The 14,171-nt window shown below is 65.1% G+C and carries 10 protein-coding genes and 1 riboswitch; of the genes, 8 read left to right on the top strand and 2 right to left on the bottom strand.

Features of this window, described 5'->3' with window-relative positions; all coding sequences use genetic code 11:
* Positions 1-17: 17 nt before the first annotated feature.
* Positions 18-3,725 (bottom strand): methionine synthase, encoded by a 3,708-nt coding sequence (metH, locus tag AZSI13_RS16575; protein ID WP_109042302.1) that lies wholly within the window; start codon positions 3,723-3,725, stop codon positions 18-20.
* Positions 3,726-3,814: 89 nt separating this feature from the next.
* A riboswitch (S-adenosyl-L-homocysteine riboswitch) is annotated at positions 3,815-3,896 on the bottom strand.
* Positions 3,897-3,980: 84 nt separating this feature from the next.
* Positions 3,981-4,901: a transcriptional activator NhaR gene (nhaR, locus tag AZSI13_RS16570; RefSeq protein ID WP_109042301.1), complete on the bottom strand. Its 921-nt coding sequence runs from the start codon at positions 4,899-4,901 to the stop codon at positions 3,981-3,983.
* A gap of 104 nt (positions 4,902-5,005) precedes the next feature.
* Here nhaR and AZSI13_RS16565 point away from each other — a divergent pair, with 104 nt between their 5' ends.
* The 8 genes from AZSI13_RS16565 to AZSI13_RS16530 all read left to right on the top strand — a co-directional run bounded on the left by AZSI13_RS16565 (position 5,006) and on the right by AZSI13_RS16530 (position 14,136).
* Positions 5,006-5,383 (top strand): HPF/RaiA family ribosome-associated protein, encoded by a 378-nt coding sequence (locus tag AZSI13_RS16565; RefSeq protein ID WP_109042300.1) that lies wholly within the window; start codon positions 5,006-5,008, stop codon positions 5,381-5,383.
* A 25-nt stretch (positions 5,384-5,408) separates the two neighbouring features.
* Positions 5,409-6,290 (top strand): protease HtpX, encoded by an 882-nt coding sequence (gene htpX, locus AZSI13_RS16560; RefSeq protein WP_109042299.1) that lies wholly within the window; start codon positions 5,409-5,411, stop codon positions 6,288-6,290.
* A gap of 121 nt (positions 6,291-6,411) precedes the next feature.
* Positions 6,412-6,897 (top strand): nickel-responsive transcriptional regulator NikR, encoded by a 486-nt coding sequence (gene nikR, locus AZSI13_RS16555; RefSeq protein WP_109042298.1) that lies wholly within the window; start codon positions 6,412-6,414, stop codon positions 6,895-6,897.
* A gap of 13 nt (positions 6,898-6,910) precedes the next feature.
* A complete protein-coding gene (locus AZSI13_RS16550) occupies positions 6,911-8,293 on the top strand; it encodes a sensor histidine kinase (protein WP_109042405.1) in 1,383 nt (460 codons plus the stop codon).
* Positions 8,294-8,573: 280 nt separating this feature from the next.
* Positions 8,574-9,383 (top strand): nickel transporter, encoded by an 810-nt coding sequence (locus AZSI13_RS16545; protein ID WP_109042297.1) that lies wholly within the window; start codon positions 8,574-8,576, stop codon positions 9,381-9,383.
* Positions 9,384-9,435: 52 nt separating this feature from the next.
* Positions 9,436-11,508 carry a TonB-dependent receptor gene (locus AZSI13_RS16540; protein WP_165833605.1) on the top strand — a complete coding sequence of 691 codons (2,073 nt, stop codon included), beginning with the start codon at positions 9,436-9,438 and terminating at the stop codon, positions 11,506-11,508.
* Between the two features lie 193 nt (positions 11,509-11,701).
* A complete protein-coding gene (locus AZSI13_RS16535) occupies positions 11,702-13,039 on the top strand; it encodes an FAD/NAD(P)-binding oxidoreductase (RefSeq protein WP_109042296.1) in 1,338 nt (445 codons plus the stop codon).
* A gap of 440 nt (positions 13,040-13,479) precedes the next feature.
* Positions 13,480-14,136, top strand: a complete 657-nt coding sequence (locus tag AZSI13_RS16530) for an MtnX-like HAD-IB family phosphatase (protein ID WP_109042295.1) — start codon at positions 13,480-13,482, stop codon at positions 14,134-14,136.
* Positions 14,137-14,171: the final 35 nt, after the last annotated feature.

The following is a 14,171-nucleotide window of genomic DNA, read 5'->3' as shown; positions in this document are numbered from 1 at the left end:
TCTCCGGGCAGGTGGCCTTAGAGGTTGGGCGCCAGCCAGCGGCGGGCTTCCTCCCGGCTGAAGCCGGCCCGGGCAGCCCAGTCCTCCAACTGGTCCTGGCCGATCTTCTGGATGGCGAAGTACTGGGCCTGGGGATGGGCCAGGAAGAAGCCGGAAACGGCCGCCGCCGGCGTCATGGCGTAGCTCTCGGTGAGGCCCATGCCGATGTTGGCCTCCGGCTGCAGCAACTGGAACAGACCGCCCTTGGCGGTGTGGTCCGGGCAGGCCGGGTAGCCGGGGGCCGGGCGGATGCCGCGATATTCTTCCTTGATCAACTGCTCGTTGGAGAGCTGCTCGTCGGCGGCATAGCCCCAGTCGTCCTGGCGCACCTTTTCGTGCAGCCACTCGGCACAGGCTTCGGCCAGGCGGTCGGCCAGGGACTTGAGCAGGATGGACTTGTAATCATCGTGGGCCGCCTCGAACTCGGCCAGCTTCTGCTCAATGCCAATGCCGGCGGTGACGGCGAAGGCGCCGGCGTAGTCGGCGACGCCACTTTCCTTGGGCGCCACGTAGTCGGAGAGGCACAGGTTGGCCTTGTCCTCCGGCCGCTTGTGCTGCTGACGGATGCCGTGCCAGGCCAGCACCGGGGCGCTGCGGCGCTCGTCGGCGTAGAAGACGATGTCGTCGCCGACGGCATTGGCCGGGTAGAGGCCGAAGACGGCGCGGGCCGTCAGCCACTTCTCACTGATGATGCGGGCCAGCATGTCCTGGGCATCGGCATAGACGCCGCGGGCGGTCTCGCCCACCACCGCATCGTCAAGGATGGCGGGGAAACGGCCGGCCAGGTCCCAGGTCTGGAAGAAGGGGCCCCAGTCGATGTAATTGGCCAGGGTGGCCAGGTCGATGTCCTGCAGCACCTGCAGGCCCAGCTTCTTGGGCACCACGGGTGTCACCGCCGTATCCCAGGGCAGGCGGTTGGCCCGGGCCTCGGCCAGGGTGACCATGGCGCTGCCCTTCTTGCCGGCGTGCTGCTGGCGGATGTTGGCGTAGTCGGCGGCCACCTCGGCGGCGTAGTTGTCCCGCTGGCTTTCCGAGAGCAGGCTGGTGACCACGCCCACGGCCCGGGAGGCGTCCGGCACATAGACCACCGGCGCCTCGTAGTTGGGGGCGATCTTGATGGCAGTGTGGGCCCGGCTGGTGGTGGCGCCGCCGATGAGCAGAGGCACGCCCAGTTCGGCAAAGCCCTGGCGCTGCATCTCGGCGGCGACGTGGCTCATTTCCTCCAGAGACGGCGTGATCAGGCCGGAGAGGCCGATGGCCTGGGCACCATGCTCCTTGGCGGCATGGAGGATTTTCTCGGTGGACACCATCACTCCCAGGTCCACCACGTCGTAGCCGTTGCAGCCCAGCACCACGCCGACGATGTTCTTGCCGATGTCATGCACGTCGCCCTTGACCGTGGCGATGACGATCTTGCCCTTGGAGGAGGCGCCGGTACGGGCCTTCTCCTCCTCGATATAGGGAATGAGGTGGGCCACGGCCTGCTTCATCACCCGGGCGGATTTGACCACCTGGGGCAGGAACATCTTGCCGGCGCCGAAGAGGTCGCCCACGGTGTTCATGCCGTTCATCAGGGGGCCTTCGATGACCGAGAGGGGCGGCTTGCCGGCGGCAGCCAGGGCGGCCCGCACTTCTTCCGTATCGGCCACCACGAATTCGGTGATGCCCTTGACCAGGGCGTGCTCCAGGCGCTTTTCCACCGGCAGGGTTCGCCAGGTGAGGTCCGGCCCCGTGTCCTTGGCCTTGCCTTCCTTCACCGTCTGGGCGAATTCCACCAATGCCTCGCCCGCACCCGGATGACGGTTCAGCACCACGTCTTCCACCTTCTGCCGCAGTTCCGGCTCCAGGTCGTCGTACACGCCGAGCATGCCGGCGTTCACGATACCCATGGTCATGCCGGCCTGGATGGCGTGGTAGAGGAAGACGGTGTGGATGGCTTCCCGCACCGGGTCGTTGCCGCGGAAGGAGAAGGAGACGTTGGAGACGCCGCCGGAAATCTGGGCGTGGGGCAGATTTTCACGAATCCAGCGGGTGGCGTTGATGAAGTCCACCGCGTAGTTGTCGTGCTCCTCGATGCCCGTGGCGATGGCGAAGATGTTGGGGTCGAAGATGATGTCCTGGGCCGGGAAGCCGGCTCCGCCCTGCTCCGGCGATGCCACCAGTAGTTCATAGGCCCGCTTGCAGATTTCGGTCTTGCGCGCGTAGGTATCGGCCTGGCCCTTCTCGTCAAAGGCCATGACGATGACGGCGGCGCCGTAGCGGCGGGCCAGCTTGGCCTGTTCCAGGAACTTGGCCTCCCCTTCCTTCATGGAAATGGAGTTCACGATGCCCTTGCCCTGGATGCACTTGAGGCCGGCCTCGATCACCTCCCATTTGGAGGAGTCGAGCATGATGGGCACCCGGGAAATATCCGGCTCCGAGGCGATCAGCTTGAGGAAGCGTTCCATGGCGGCCAGGGAATCCAGCATGGCCTCGTCCATGTTGATGTCGATGACCTGGGCACCGTTCTCCACCTGCTGCCGGGCCACGGCCAGGGCGTCGTCGTAGCGGCCTTCCAGGATCATGCGGGCGAAGGCCTTGGAGCCGGTGACGTTGGTGCGTTCGCCCACGTTCACATAGAGGCTGTCGGGGCCGACGTTGAAGGGCTCCAGGCCGGAGAGGCGCAGCTGGGGCTCGATCGCCGGAATGGCGCGGGGGGCGACGCCGGCCACCAACTTGGCGATGGCGGCGATGTGGTCGGGCGAGGTGCCGCAGCAGCCGCCGACGATGTTCACGAAGCCGTGCTTGGCCCAGTCGGCCACTTCTTCGGCCAGCTGTTCCGGGGTCTCGTCGTAGCCGCCGAAGGCGTTGGGCAGGCCGGCGTTGGGGTGGGCGGAAACGAAACAGTCGCAGACGCGGGACAGCTCCTCCACGTACTGGCGCAGCTCCTTGGCCCCCAAGGCACAGTTGAGGCCGAAGGAAAGGGGCCGGATGTGGTTCAGCGAGTTCCAGAAGGCCTCGGCGGTCTGGCCCGAGAGGGTGCGGCCGGAGGCGTCGGTGATGGTGCCGGAGATCATTACCGGCCAGCGGCGACCGACACGGTCGAAGAAGGTCTCGATGGCGAACAGGGCGGCCTTGGCGTTGAGGGTGTCGAACACCGTCTCCACCAGCAGGATGTCGGCGCCGCCGTCGGTGAGGCCGCGGATGGCTTCCAGGTAGTTTTCCACCAGCTCGTCGAAAGTGACGTTGCGGTAGCCCGGATCGTTCACATCCGGGGAGATGGAGGCGGTGCGGCTGGTGGGACCGAGCACGCCGGCGACGAAGCGGGGCTTGGCCGGGTTCTTTGCCGTGAATTCGTCGCACACTTCCCGGGCCAGCTTGGCACCGGCCACGTTCAGTTCGTAGACTATGGCTTCCAGCTTGTAATCGGCCTGGGACACCTTGGTGGCGTTGAAGGTGTTGGTTTCCAGGATGTCGGCACCGGCCGCCAGGTATTCGGCGTGGATGCCGCGGATGACCTCGGGGCGGGTCAGGAGCAACAGATCGTTGTTGCCCTTCAGGTCGTGGGCGTGGTCGGCGAAGCGCGTCCCGCGGTAGTCCTTCTCGGTCAGCCCGTGGCGCTGGATCATGGTGCCCATGGCGCCGTCGAGAACGAGCAGGCGTTGTTGGAGAAGGGCGGAGAGTTCGGAGCTGCGGTCGGGCTGCATGGATTACCTCGGCGTTTCAGTGATTCATCGGCCGGGCGCCGCCACTTTGCATTGCTGGAAAAGCAAACGGCGCCACAAACCATTTCTGGGGTTTGCGAGCGCCGTTGATCGTTGCCGAGCCTGGCCCGTCATCCGGAAATAACCGGTCGGGTCGCAGCGCTCCTCGGCAGGGACGCAAGTTTACTTTTTGCCGCTCCCGCTGCCAAGCAAAACTTGATTAAAAACAGGGTGATCCAGGAATTCGATGACGGCCCGTCAGCCCAGTTTCAAACTCCCAATGCCCAACCGCAGGGCTTCCACCGCCGGATGACGAATTTTCCGCTCGTTGGAAATGGCATAAAACTGCTCCCGCACCCCTTCCATTTCACCCACCGGCAGGGAGAGGAACTGTTCCTCGAGATTGTCTGCCAGCAAGGACGGCGCAGGAAACAGGCCCAGCCCGGAGCGGCCGAAGGTCATCATCAGGGCGCTGTCCTCGAACTCTCCGACAATTTCAGGATGCAGGTTGCGGGCCGACAGCCAGGCATCGATGCGCCCCCGCAGGGCGGTATCCCGGGTGGGCAGCAGCAGCGGCGCGCCATTCAGGGAGTTGGGGAAGCCCGGGGCCAGGCTTGCCTGCAAGGCCGCCGTGCCGAAAATGCCCATGCGGCACTCCCCCAGGGGGTGGCTGAACACCCTAAGATTGGGATGACTGCCCGCCGGCCGGTCGGTCAGTACCACATCCAGCTTGTGCAGGGCGAGGTCGGCCAGCAGTTCGTCGAACTCCCCCTCATGGCAAACCAGGCGCACACTCTGGGGCAGGTTCATGGCCGGTTGCAGCAGACGGTAGGCGATGAGCTTGGGCAGGGCATCGGAAATGCCGACAGCCAGACGTAAGCCTTCGGCCGCCGTCCGCGCCTGCAAAGCCTCCTGCAACTGCTCGCCGAGCAGGAAGATCTGGTCGGCGTAATGCAGGGTGGTGCGCCCCGCCTCCGTCAACACCAGGCGCCGGCCTTCCTGGGTGAACAAGGCCGTGCCCAGGGCCTGCTCCAGTTCCTTGAGCTGGCTGCTGATGGTTTGTATCGCCACCCCCAGGCGCTGGGCAGCCCGGCTGATGCCGCCCTCCTTGGCTACCACCCAGAAGTAGTGGAGGTGCCGGTGATTGAGGGGTGTGGAAGAAAGGTTCGGCGCGCTCATACTCAGTTTTTTCCGCAGCAATAATCTCATTCTCTCTGCTTTTTACTGAAAAACAAAACCCGTAACCTGAGCCCTCGATTCGCTTTCTTCCTCAGGAGGACGCCATGAAGCCGAAAATCATCGCCCGTCGTATCGCTATCGGGTCCGACATCCGCCAGTACATCGCCCATCGCCTGGGCTTCGCCCTGGACCGCAGCCGCCACCGCATCCGCGCCATCACCGTGCGCCTGATGGACCGCAACGGCCACCGGGGCGGCGTGGACAAGCTGTGCCGCATCCAGGTGGATGTGGACGGCCAGGCGCCCCTGGTGGTCAGTGATGTGGCCGGCGACCTGCGGGCCGCCATTGACGGTGCCGCCCATCGCGCCGCCCAGGTGCTGACCCGCGCCCTGGGGCGCAGCGTTGCCCCCCTGCGCCGCAAGGCACGCCAGGAGCGCCACGCCGAGCCAATGCTGGCAGCAGAGCCGGTGCCGGCTTTCTGATCCGGATTTTCAACGGAGTAAAACCATGAAACGCGTTCTGATCTTCCTTGCCACCAACCTGGCCATCATGGTGGTTCTCGGCCTGGTGGTGAATCTGCTGGGCCTCAACCGCTTCCTCACCGCCAACGGCCTCAACCTGCCGATGTTGCTGGGCTTTGCCGCGGTGATGGGTTTCGGCGGCTCCTTCATTTCCCTGTGGCTGTCCAAGCCCATGGCCAAATGGAGCACCGGCGCCCAAGTCATCGAACAGCCGCGCAACCCCACCGAAGCGTGGCTGGTGGACACTGTCGCCCGCCTGGCGAAGAACGCCGGCCTGCCCATGCCGGAAGTGGCCATCTACGAGGGCGAGGCCAACGCCTTCGCCACCGGCCCCAGCCGCAACAACTCCCTGGTGGCGGTATCCACCGGCCTGCTGCAATCCATGAGCAAGGAGGAGGTGGAGGCAGTGCTGGCCCACGAGGTCGCCCACGTGGCCAACGGCGACATGGTGACCCTGACCCTGATCCAGGGCGTGGTGAACACCTTCGTCTTTTTCCTGGCCCGGGTAGTGGGGTATCTGGTGGACAGCTTCCTCAAGAAGGATAACGAGGAATCCTCCGGCCCCGGCATGGGCTATATGGTGACGGTGGTGGTCTGCGACATCGTTTTCGGCATCCTGGCCAGCATGATCGTCATGTACTTCTCCCGTCAGCGGGAATTCCGGGCCGACGCCGGCGCCGCCCGACTCATGGGCAACAACCCGCGCCCCATGATGGCAGCCCTGCAGCGCCTCGGCGGCCTGTCGCCGGAGCCCCTGCCGAGCAATATGGCGGCCTCCGGCATCGCGGGTGGCAAGGGCTGGATGAGCGCCTTCGCCAGCCACCCCAGCATCGAGGAACGCATCGCCGCCCTGCAGCAGCGCGGCTGATTTCCCTGCCTCACCTCGGGCCCGCTTCGGCGGGCCTTTTTCTTTGAGTCCTGGGCCTTTGGTAGACTGGCGCGATTGGGGCCGGACACCTTCCCTCTTCCCTTCCGGCCCGGGAGACCCCATGGAACGCATCACCATATCCCTGGACGAGGAGCTGGCGCGGGAATTCGACGCCCTCATCGCCGCCCGGGGTTACAGCAACCGCTCCGAAGCCGTGCGCGATCTGCTCCGCAGCCAGCTGGAAAACTGGCGCCAGGCCCGCAAGGAATCGGCCCACTGCGTCGCCAATCTCTCCTACGTTTACAACCACCATGAGCGGGAGCTGGCGGAGCGTCTCACAGCCATCCAGCACGACCACCACGATCTGACCGTTTCCACCCTGCACGCCCATCTGGACCACGAGCACTGCATCGAAAGTACCATCCTCAAGGGGCCGACGGAGCAGGTCCGCACCTTCGCCCAGGCCCTCATGGCCGAGCGGGGCGTACGCCACGGCCAGCTCAACCTGGTCACCGTGGAGCTGGATGAAACCCACCAGCACAGCCACCCCCACAGCCATACCCATGGCCATGGCTACCGCCACCTCCATCTCAAGCCCAGCCGTTGAGCCGGCCCGCCCCATGACCGCCAAGCGCCCCGCCCGCCCCCTGCTCGATGGCAGCCTACTGCCGGAGCCGGCCCAGTTGCTGGATGGCGTCAATGAAAAGGTCTGGATCGAAGTCATCCAGAAGATGGACGAGGTCTACAACGACCTACTGCAGTACGAAGTAGCCCTGGAGCAAAACAATGCGGCTCTGGAAGAATCCCACCGCTTCATCGCCAGCATCCTCGCCTCCATGTCGGATATCCTGGTGGTGTGCGACCGCCACGGCCGCATCGAGGAGGTCAATCCGGCCTTCCAGCGCTATACGGGGCGCACCGAGAGTGCCCTCAAGGGCACCCTGATCTTCGATCTATTCACCGACCCGGCGGCCCGGCAAACGGCGGAAAGCCTCTTCATCCACGCGCCCAGCGGCGACCAGGGGGGCCAGGATGTGGAGCTGCTGCTGCAGGCCGAGGACGGCGGCGCCGTGCCGGTTTCCTTCAACTGGACGCCCCGCCTCTCCGGCACCGGCAAGCTCATCGGCATGGTGGTCACCGGCCGCCCGGTGGGGGAACTGCGCCGGGCCTATCGGGAATTGCGGCAAACCCACGAAGACCTGAAGCGTACCCAGCAACAACTGCTGCATTCGGAAAAAATGGCCTCCCTAGGCCGCCTGGTGGCCGGGGTGGCCCATGAACTGAACAACCCCATCAGCTTCGTGCTGGGCAACGTGCTGGCCCTGCAACGCTACGCCGGGCGCCTGCAAACCTATCTGGAAGCGGTGCACAACCGGGGTTGCGACTGCATTCCCGAGTTGGAAGAGCTGCGCAGCGAACTGCGCATCGACCGCATCATGGAGGACATGTCGCCCCTCATCGACGGCATGATCGAAGGGGCCGAGCGTACCCGGGACATAGTGGACGGCCTCAAGCGTTTCTCCGCCCTGGACCGGGAGGCCGCCGAGCGCTTCAATCTGGCTGAGGTAGTGGAACGCGCCGTGCGCTGGGTGGCCAAGAGCGCCCCGCCCCACTTCGCCGTGCACACGGAGCTGCCGGAAGCGCTGCCCCTGCGGGGCTCCCCGGGCCAGTTGCAGCAGGTGGTGATGAACCTGGTGCAGAACGCCTTGCAGGCCACGGCAGCGCAGCCCGCGCCCCTGCTGGAGATCAGCGGCGAGCTGGGCGAGCGGGAAGTACGCCTGACTTTCCACGACAACGGCCCCGGCATTCCCGACGAGGCCCTGGGCCATCTCTTCGACCCCTTCTTCACCACCAAGCCGGTGGGGGAAGGCACGGGCCTGGGGCTCTCCATCTCCTATGGCATCGTCGAACGCCACGGTGGCCGTATCGTCGCCAGCAACCATCCACAAGGCGGTGCCGTTTTCCGCCTCACTCTACCCCGGGATGGCGGCACGGCGGCCTGAGGGTGCCATCGGCAATAGAAAACTCGCGGACTGCCATGGGCTGTACCGCCAGATGGAGGCCTTCCTCCTCCCCTCGTTGTCGAAGCGTTCCTGATGCTGAGGCTGGCCAGGCCGGCTTTCCGATGTTCTGCGCCCTATTCCCTATTCCTGGGCTTCGCTGCCGGCAGCGCGCTGCGGCGGGCGATCTTTCCCGGCAGAAATCTGATCCAGGTCAACCCAATTCGTATGAACTAAAGTTTATTCTTCCTACCTTTCCAATCCTGGTGGAAGGTCTGCGGCTGTGGATACCTTGCCCGACAACTGGCTTGCCCTCGCTTCCCTGGTTCTCATCCTGGGCATGAAGCACGGCTTCGATGCCGACCACCTGGCCACCATCGACGGGCTGATCCGCTTCAACGCCCGCGCCAATCCCCGCCTCGCCCGCTACTGCGGCACCCTCTTTTCCCTCGGCCACGGCACCATCGTCGTCGCCATCGCCCTGGTGGTGGGCGGCTTGTCCGATGTCTGGCAGGTGCCGGAATGGTTCGAATGGGTGGGGGGCCTGATCTCCATCCTCTTTCTCACCGTCCTCGGCATCATGAACCTGCGGGCCGTGCTGGCCGCTGCCCCCGGCGAACTGGTGCGCCCAGCCGGGCTCAAGGGGCGCTTTCTCGGCCGCCTGCAACAAGCCGGCCATCCGCTCCTGGTGGCGGCAGTGGGTGCCCTCTTCGCCCTCTCCTTCGATACCCTTTCCCAGGCTGCCCTCTTCGCCTTCACCGCCACCCGCCACGGTGGCTGGGAACATGCCCTGGGCCTCTCCCTGTTGTTCATGCTGGGCATGCTGGTGACCGACGGCATCAACGGCCTGTGGATCTCCCGCCTCATCGCCCGGGCCGACATGGTGGCGCTGGTAGCCTCCCGGGTCATGGGGCTGGTGGTTTCCGCCGTCAGCCTGCTGGTGGCCGCCTTCGGCGCTGCCAAGATGCTTTCCCCGGCCGTCGAGGCCTGGAGCGACGGCAAGGAGCTGGCCTTCGGCTTTGCCCTGGTGACCATCATCGCCGCCAGCTTCGTCCTCGCCCTGCACTTGGCCCGCCGGCCAGTCCCCGCCTAGCCCCTCTTTTCCCCTTGCGGTTGCTGCCTTGCCGTTGCCCACGCCCACCGATATGAACAATATTGATTTCATCACACTGACTATCCCGCGCCTAACCGTGCTGGCGGCCCTGCTGGCCTGGTACCTGCCGGCCCTGGGAGCTGGCATGCCCACCTTGGAGGTCATTGAGGTCAAGGCCGGCAGCCGGGACCTGATCGGTGTTGCCGATGCGGCCAGTGTCGGCACCATCACCGCGCGGCAGCTGGAAAACCGCCCCCTGCTGCGCCCGGCGGAGGCCCTGGAAGCCGTACCCGGGCTGATCGTCACCCAGCACGCGGGGGACGGCAAGGCCAACCAGTATTTCCTGCGGGGCTTCAATCTGGATCACGGCACCGACTTCGCCGTGGATATCGATGGCATGCCGGTGAACCTGCCGACCCACGGCCATGGCCATGGCTACCTGGACTTGAACTTCCTCATCCCGGAGCTGGTGGAGCGCATCCAGTACCAGAAGGGCCCCTATTCCGCGGCGGACGGCGACTTTTCCTCGGCCGGCGCCGCCCATATCGGCTATCGCCGCAGCCTGCCCCAGGATTACGTCAGCTTCGGCATGGGCAGCAACGGCTACCGCCGTCTGCTCACGGCCGCCGACAAGGAAGTGGCGGGCGGTGGCCGCTGGCTGGGCGCCCTGGAGGTCTTCCATAACGATGGCCCCTGGGACGTGCCGGAGCATTACCAGCGCTTGAACGGTGTGCTGCGCTATTCGGACGGTACCCGCAATAACGGCCAGTCCTTTTCCTTCATGGCCTACGACGGCGACTGGACCTCCACCGACCAGGTGGCCCGCCGGGCCGTGGAGCAGGGCTTGGTGGGCCGCTTCGGCAGCCTGGACGCCACCACCGGCGGCACCACCCGCCGCCTCTCCGCCTCGGGCCAGTGGGCACGCCTGGAGGGTGAAGTGCAGACCCGGGCCAATGCCTATCTGGTGGATTACCGGCTGAACCTGTTTTCCAACTTCACCTACGCCACCGATGCGGTGAACGGCGACCAGTTCGAGCAAGCCGACCGGCGCCGCTATGGCGGCTTCGGCTGGAGCCGCAGCCAGCCGGTGCGCTGGCTGGGCCGGCAGGGCGACTTCACCTGGGGCGTGCAGGGCCGTCTCGACGACATCAGCAACGTGGGACTCTACAAGACCCAGGCCCGCCAACGCCTGGCCACCGTCCGCAGCGACAGCGTGAACCAGGGTAGCCTGGGCCTTTACGGCCAGTGGAGCGCCCAGTGGAACGACTGGCTGCGCAGCGTCGCCGGGCTACGCCATGACCGTTACCGCTTCAAGGTGGATTCGAGCCTGTCGCAGAACTCGGGCAATACCAGCGACGGCATCACCAGCCCCAAGCTCTCCCTCATCTTCGGCCCCTTCGCCAATCACGAGTTCTATTACAACTGGGGTCAGGGTTTCCACAGCAACGATGCCCGGGGCGCCACCATCAGCGTGGACCCGGCCAATCCGGCCAGCGCCATGCAGCGGGTGCCGGCCCTGGTCAAATCCCGGGGCCAGGAACTGGGCTGGCGCGCCGCTCCCGCGCCGGGCTGGAACATGAGCCTGGCCCTGTGGCGCCTGGACCTGGATTCCGAACTGCTCTTCGTCGGCGATGCCGGCACCACCGAACCCAGCCGGCCCAGCCATCGCCAGGGGATCGAATGGTCCAACTACTGGACGCCCCGGGAGTGGCTGACCCTGGATGCGGATATCGCCCTCTCCCGGGCCCGCTTCCGCGATGCGGACAGCGCTGGCGACCGCATTCCCGGCGCGGTGGAGCGCACCGCCTCCCTCGGCGTTGCCGTGCATGACCAGGGCCCCTGGCGGGGCGGCCTGCGCCTGCGCTACCTGGGGCCCCGAGCCCTGATTGAGGACAACTCGGTCCGTTCCGCCAGCTCCCTGATGCTCAATCTCAACCTGGGTTACAAGCTGGCACCGAAGCAGCAGCTCACCCTTGAAGTACTCAACCTGCTCAACCGCAAGGCCAGCGACATCGACTACTACTACGAGTCCCAACTGCGGGGAGAAGCCAGCCCCGTGGCCGATGTCCATAGCCATCCGGCGGAACCCCGGGTCTGGCGACTGACCTTCATCCAGGGCTTCTGACCTGCCGACCGATCCTGGCAAAGCGCTGCCAGGGCCGGCCAATTGCCGTAGTTCCCCTTGCGATGGCAGGAGCCGGCCGCTATCCTGCGCCCCGGCGGCCAGTGTGCTGCCTGACCCTTCCGGCGGCCTGCGGGCTGCCTCTTGCGCCCGGTGCCATCCCCACCGGAGCGGCCAACGCTATTGGGAGCCACTCATGTCACTTTCCCGCCGCCATTTCCTGGCGACTGCCGGCGCATTGGGCGCTGGCGTCGTCTCCAGGGCCCACGCCGCCAATCTGGTGCTGCCCTCCCTTACCGCCGAACTGCTGCCGCCCCCAAAGGGCAAGCGGGTCGTCGTCTGCGGCGGTGGCTGGGGCGGTCTCACCGTCGCCCGCTACCTGCGCAAGCTGGACCCCACCATCGAGGTGGTGCTGATCGAACGCAACCCGGTGTTCTGGTCCTGTCCCATGAGCAACAAGTGGCTGGTGGATATCGTGGACACCAACCTGCTGGTGCACGACTACCTAACCGTGGCGAAGAAATTCGGCTACCAGTTCCTGCAGTCCGAAATCGTCGGCATCGAGAGAGACAAGAAGAAGGTCATCACCGGCCAGGGAGCCATTGGCTACGACTACCTGGTGCTGGCCCCCGGCATCCGCTACCAGTACGAGGCCTGGTTCGGCGACGACCGCAAGACCATCGACTACACCAAGGCCAACTACCCGGCCGCCTACATTCCCAGCGCCGAGCACATCACGCTGAAGAAGAAGCTGCACAACTTCAAGGGCGGCGATTTCGTCACCGTGCTGCCGCCCCCGCCCCACCGCTGCCCGCCCTCCCCCTACGAGCGGGTGTGCATGATGGCCTGGCACCTGAAGCAGCACAAGATTCCCGGGCGCATCGTCCTGCTCGACCCCAAGCCGGCCCCCACTCCCATCGGCATCGGCTTCAAGCAGGCCTTTGACGAGCTGTACAAGGATCAGGTGTTGTACGTGCCTAATGCCACGGTGAAGGAAGTGGACCCGTACAACAAACAGGTGAAGACGGCGGCCGGCGATTTCAAATTCGAAGACGCCATCCTCATGGCCCCCCACCGGGCTGGCGATCTGGTGTGGATGGCCGACCTCATCGGCAAGGATGAAAGCGGCCAGAGCACCGGCTGGGCGGACCAGCACAACGTGGGCCTGCACAGCGAGAAGGACCCCAACGTCTGGATCATCGGCGACGCCGTGGGCAAGGCTTCCAATCTCTTCGGCTGGTACCCCAAGAGCGGCCACGTGGCCAACCGCCTGGGCCGCATCGCTGCCCGGCAGATCGTCAATCGCATGCAGGGCAAGGACATCGCCAAGCTGCTGCCCGACAACCTTTGCTACATGTTTGTGAACGGCGACCCCATCGAAGCCATCCTGGTGGACTTCCAGTACAAGTTCAACGACGACGGCCGGATCGTGCAGACCGTGCGCGAATACCACGAGCATGACACCCATCTGGCGAAGGAGGACTTCGTCTGGTTCCAGGGTATGGCGGAGGACTTCCTCGACCAGGGCACTTGAGGCTCCGCGCCCCCACCCACTCCAGCTTGCCCCCTTAGGCCGGATCCCCGGCCGATAGGGGGCAAATGTCGTTCCGGCCCACAGCGATGCCATCGCTATCGCGGCAACAAACGCCTATCGCAAGGATAGGCGCACAAGGGCCAGCTTCCTCCGGCACTACCCCTCAGATACCCCCCAACCACTGCTCCATCCCCATGCAACATTTGACTTGCATGATGCACTGCTGGTCCATTCCCAGGCCTCGGTAATTTGCTAGCGCCCGCACAACGGCGGGATTCGGATTGATACTGCTCAACAGCCCCGGGCCGGGCCTTCGGCATGAATTTGCGCAAAGCGAAGGCTGCTGGCGCCCTCCCGTCAGGATTTGCGTATAGCATATTATGTTGCTATCGGCGCGGACGGCTGTCCGTGCGTTCAATGAAAGGCTCCAGAAGGGAAGCATGCTTTTTGTCATCGATTTTGACGGCACCCTATCGACCCGCGATACGGTGGATGCGCTGTTGGAGAAGTTCGCCCCACCCAGTTGGATGGCCGTCGAGGAAGCCTGGCTGGATGGCCAGATCAGCGCCGTGCAGTGCATGCAGCAGCAATTGCAGATGGTCAGCGCAGATCGCCCGGCACTGGAGCTTTTTTTCCGCCAGATTCAACTGGACACCAGCTTCCTGCCGTTCTACCAGCTCGTTTCCCGGAACGCCCGGATCGTCATCGTCAGTGACGGCCTGGACCACGCCATTCATACGGCGATGAATGCATCCGCTTTCCCCCAGTTGCCGATCTACGCCAACCAGCTGCATTTCACCGCAACGGGCCTGGATATTTCCTGGCCCCACCTCAACGCGGCCTGCCAAGCGGGAAATGGCGTGTGCAAATGCGCCATGGCTGAACGGCTGGTCCCCCCGGAATCCAGGGTTGTCCTGGTGGGTGACGGCAAGTCCGATGCCTGCCTGGCGGCCAAGGCCGACGTGGTTTTTGCCAAGGGCTCCCTGATCAGGCATTGCGAAGCCCACAACATCGCCCATCACAAATTCAACACCTTTGCCGACGTACTGGCCACCGTGCGCACCTGGGATGGCTTCGCCACCCCCTGCCACGCGTGACCACCCCCAATACAACTGCTCCCAGTCCATCCAAA

Source organism: Azospira sp. I13 (assembly GCF_003112695.1).
Classification (GTDB): domain Bacteria; phylum Pseudomonadota; class Gammaproteobacteria; order Burkholderiales; family Rhodocyclaceae; genus Azospira.
Note: the sequence above shows the minus strand (reverse complement) of the source record. Positions and strands in the feature narration are given on the sequence as shown.

Coding starts and splice junctions, on each gene's coding strand:
- metH (WP_109042302.1), bottom strand. CDS start 3,725: ATGCAGCCCGACCGCAGCTCCGAACTCTCCGCCCTTCTCCAACAACGC.
- nhaR (WP_109042301.1), bottom strand. CDS start 4,901: ATGAGCGCGCCGAACCTTTCTTCCACACCCCTCAATCACCGGCACCTC.
- AZSI13_RS16565 (WP_109042300.1), top strand. CDS start 5,006: ATGAAGCCGAAAATCATCGCCCGTCGTATCGCTATCGGGTCCGACATC.
- htpX (WP_109042299.1), top strand. CDS start 5,409: ATGAAACGCGTTCTGATCTTCCTTGCCACCAACCTGGCCATCATGGTG.
- nikR (WP_109042298.1), top strand. CDS start 6,412: ATGGAACGCATCACCATATCCCTGGACGAGGAGCTGGCGCGGGAATTC.
- AZSI13_RS16550 (WP_109042405.1), top strand. CDS start 6,911: ATGACCGCCAAGCGCCCCGCCCGCCCCCTGCTCGATGGCAGCCTACTG.
- AZSI13_RS16540 (WP_165833605.1), top strand. CDS start 9,436: ATGAACAATATTGATTTCATCACACTGACTATCCCGCGCCTAACCGTG.
- AZSI13_RS16535 (WP_109042296.1), top strand. CDS start 11,702: ATGTCACTTTCCCGCCGCCATTTCCTGGCGACTGCCGGCGCATTGGGC.
- AZSI13_RS16530 (WP_109042295.1), top strand. CDS start 13,480: ATGCTTTTTGTCATCGATTTTGACGGCACCCTATCGACCCGCGATACG.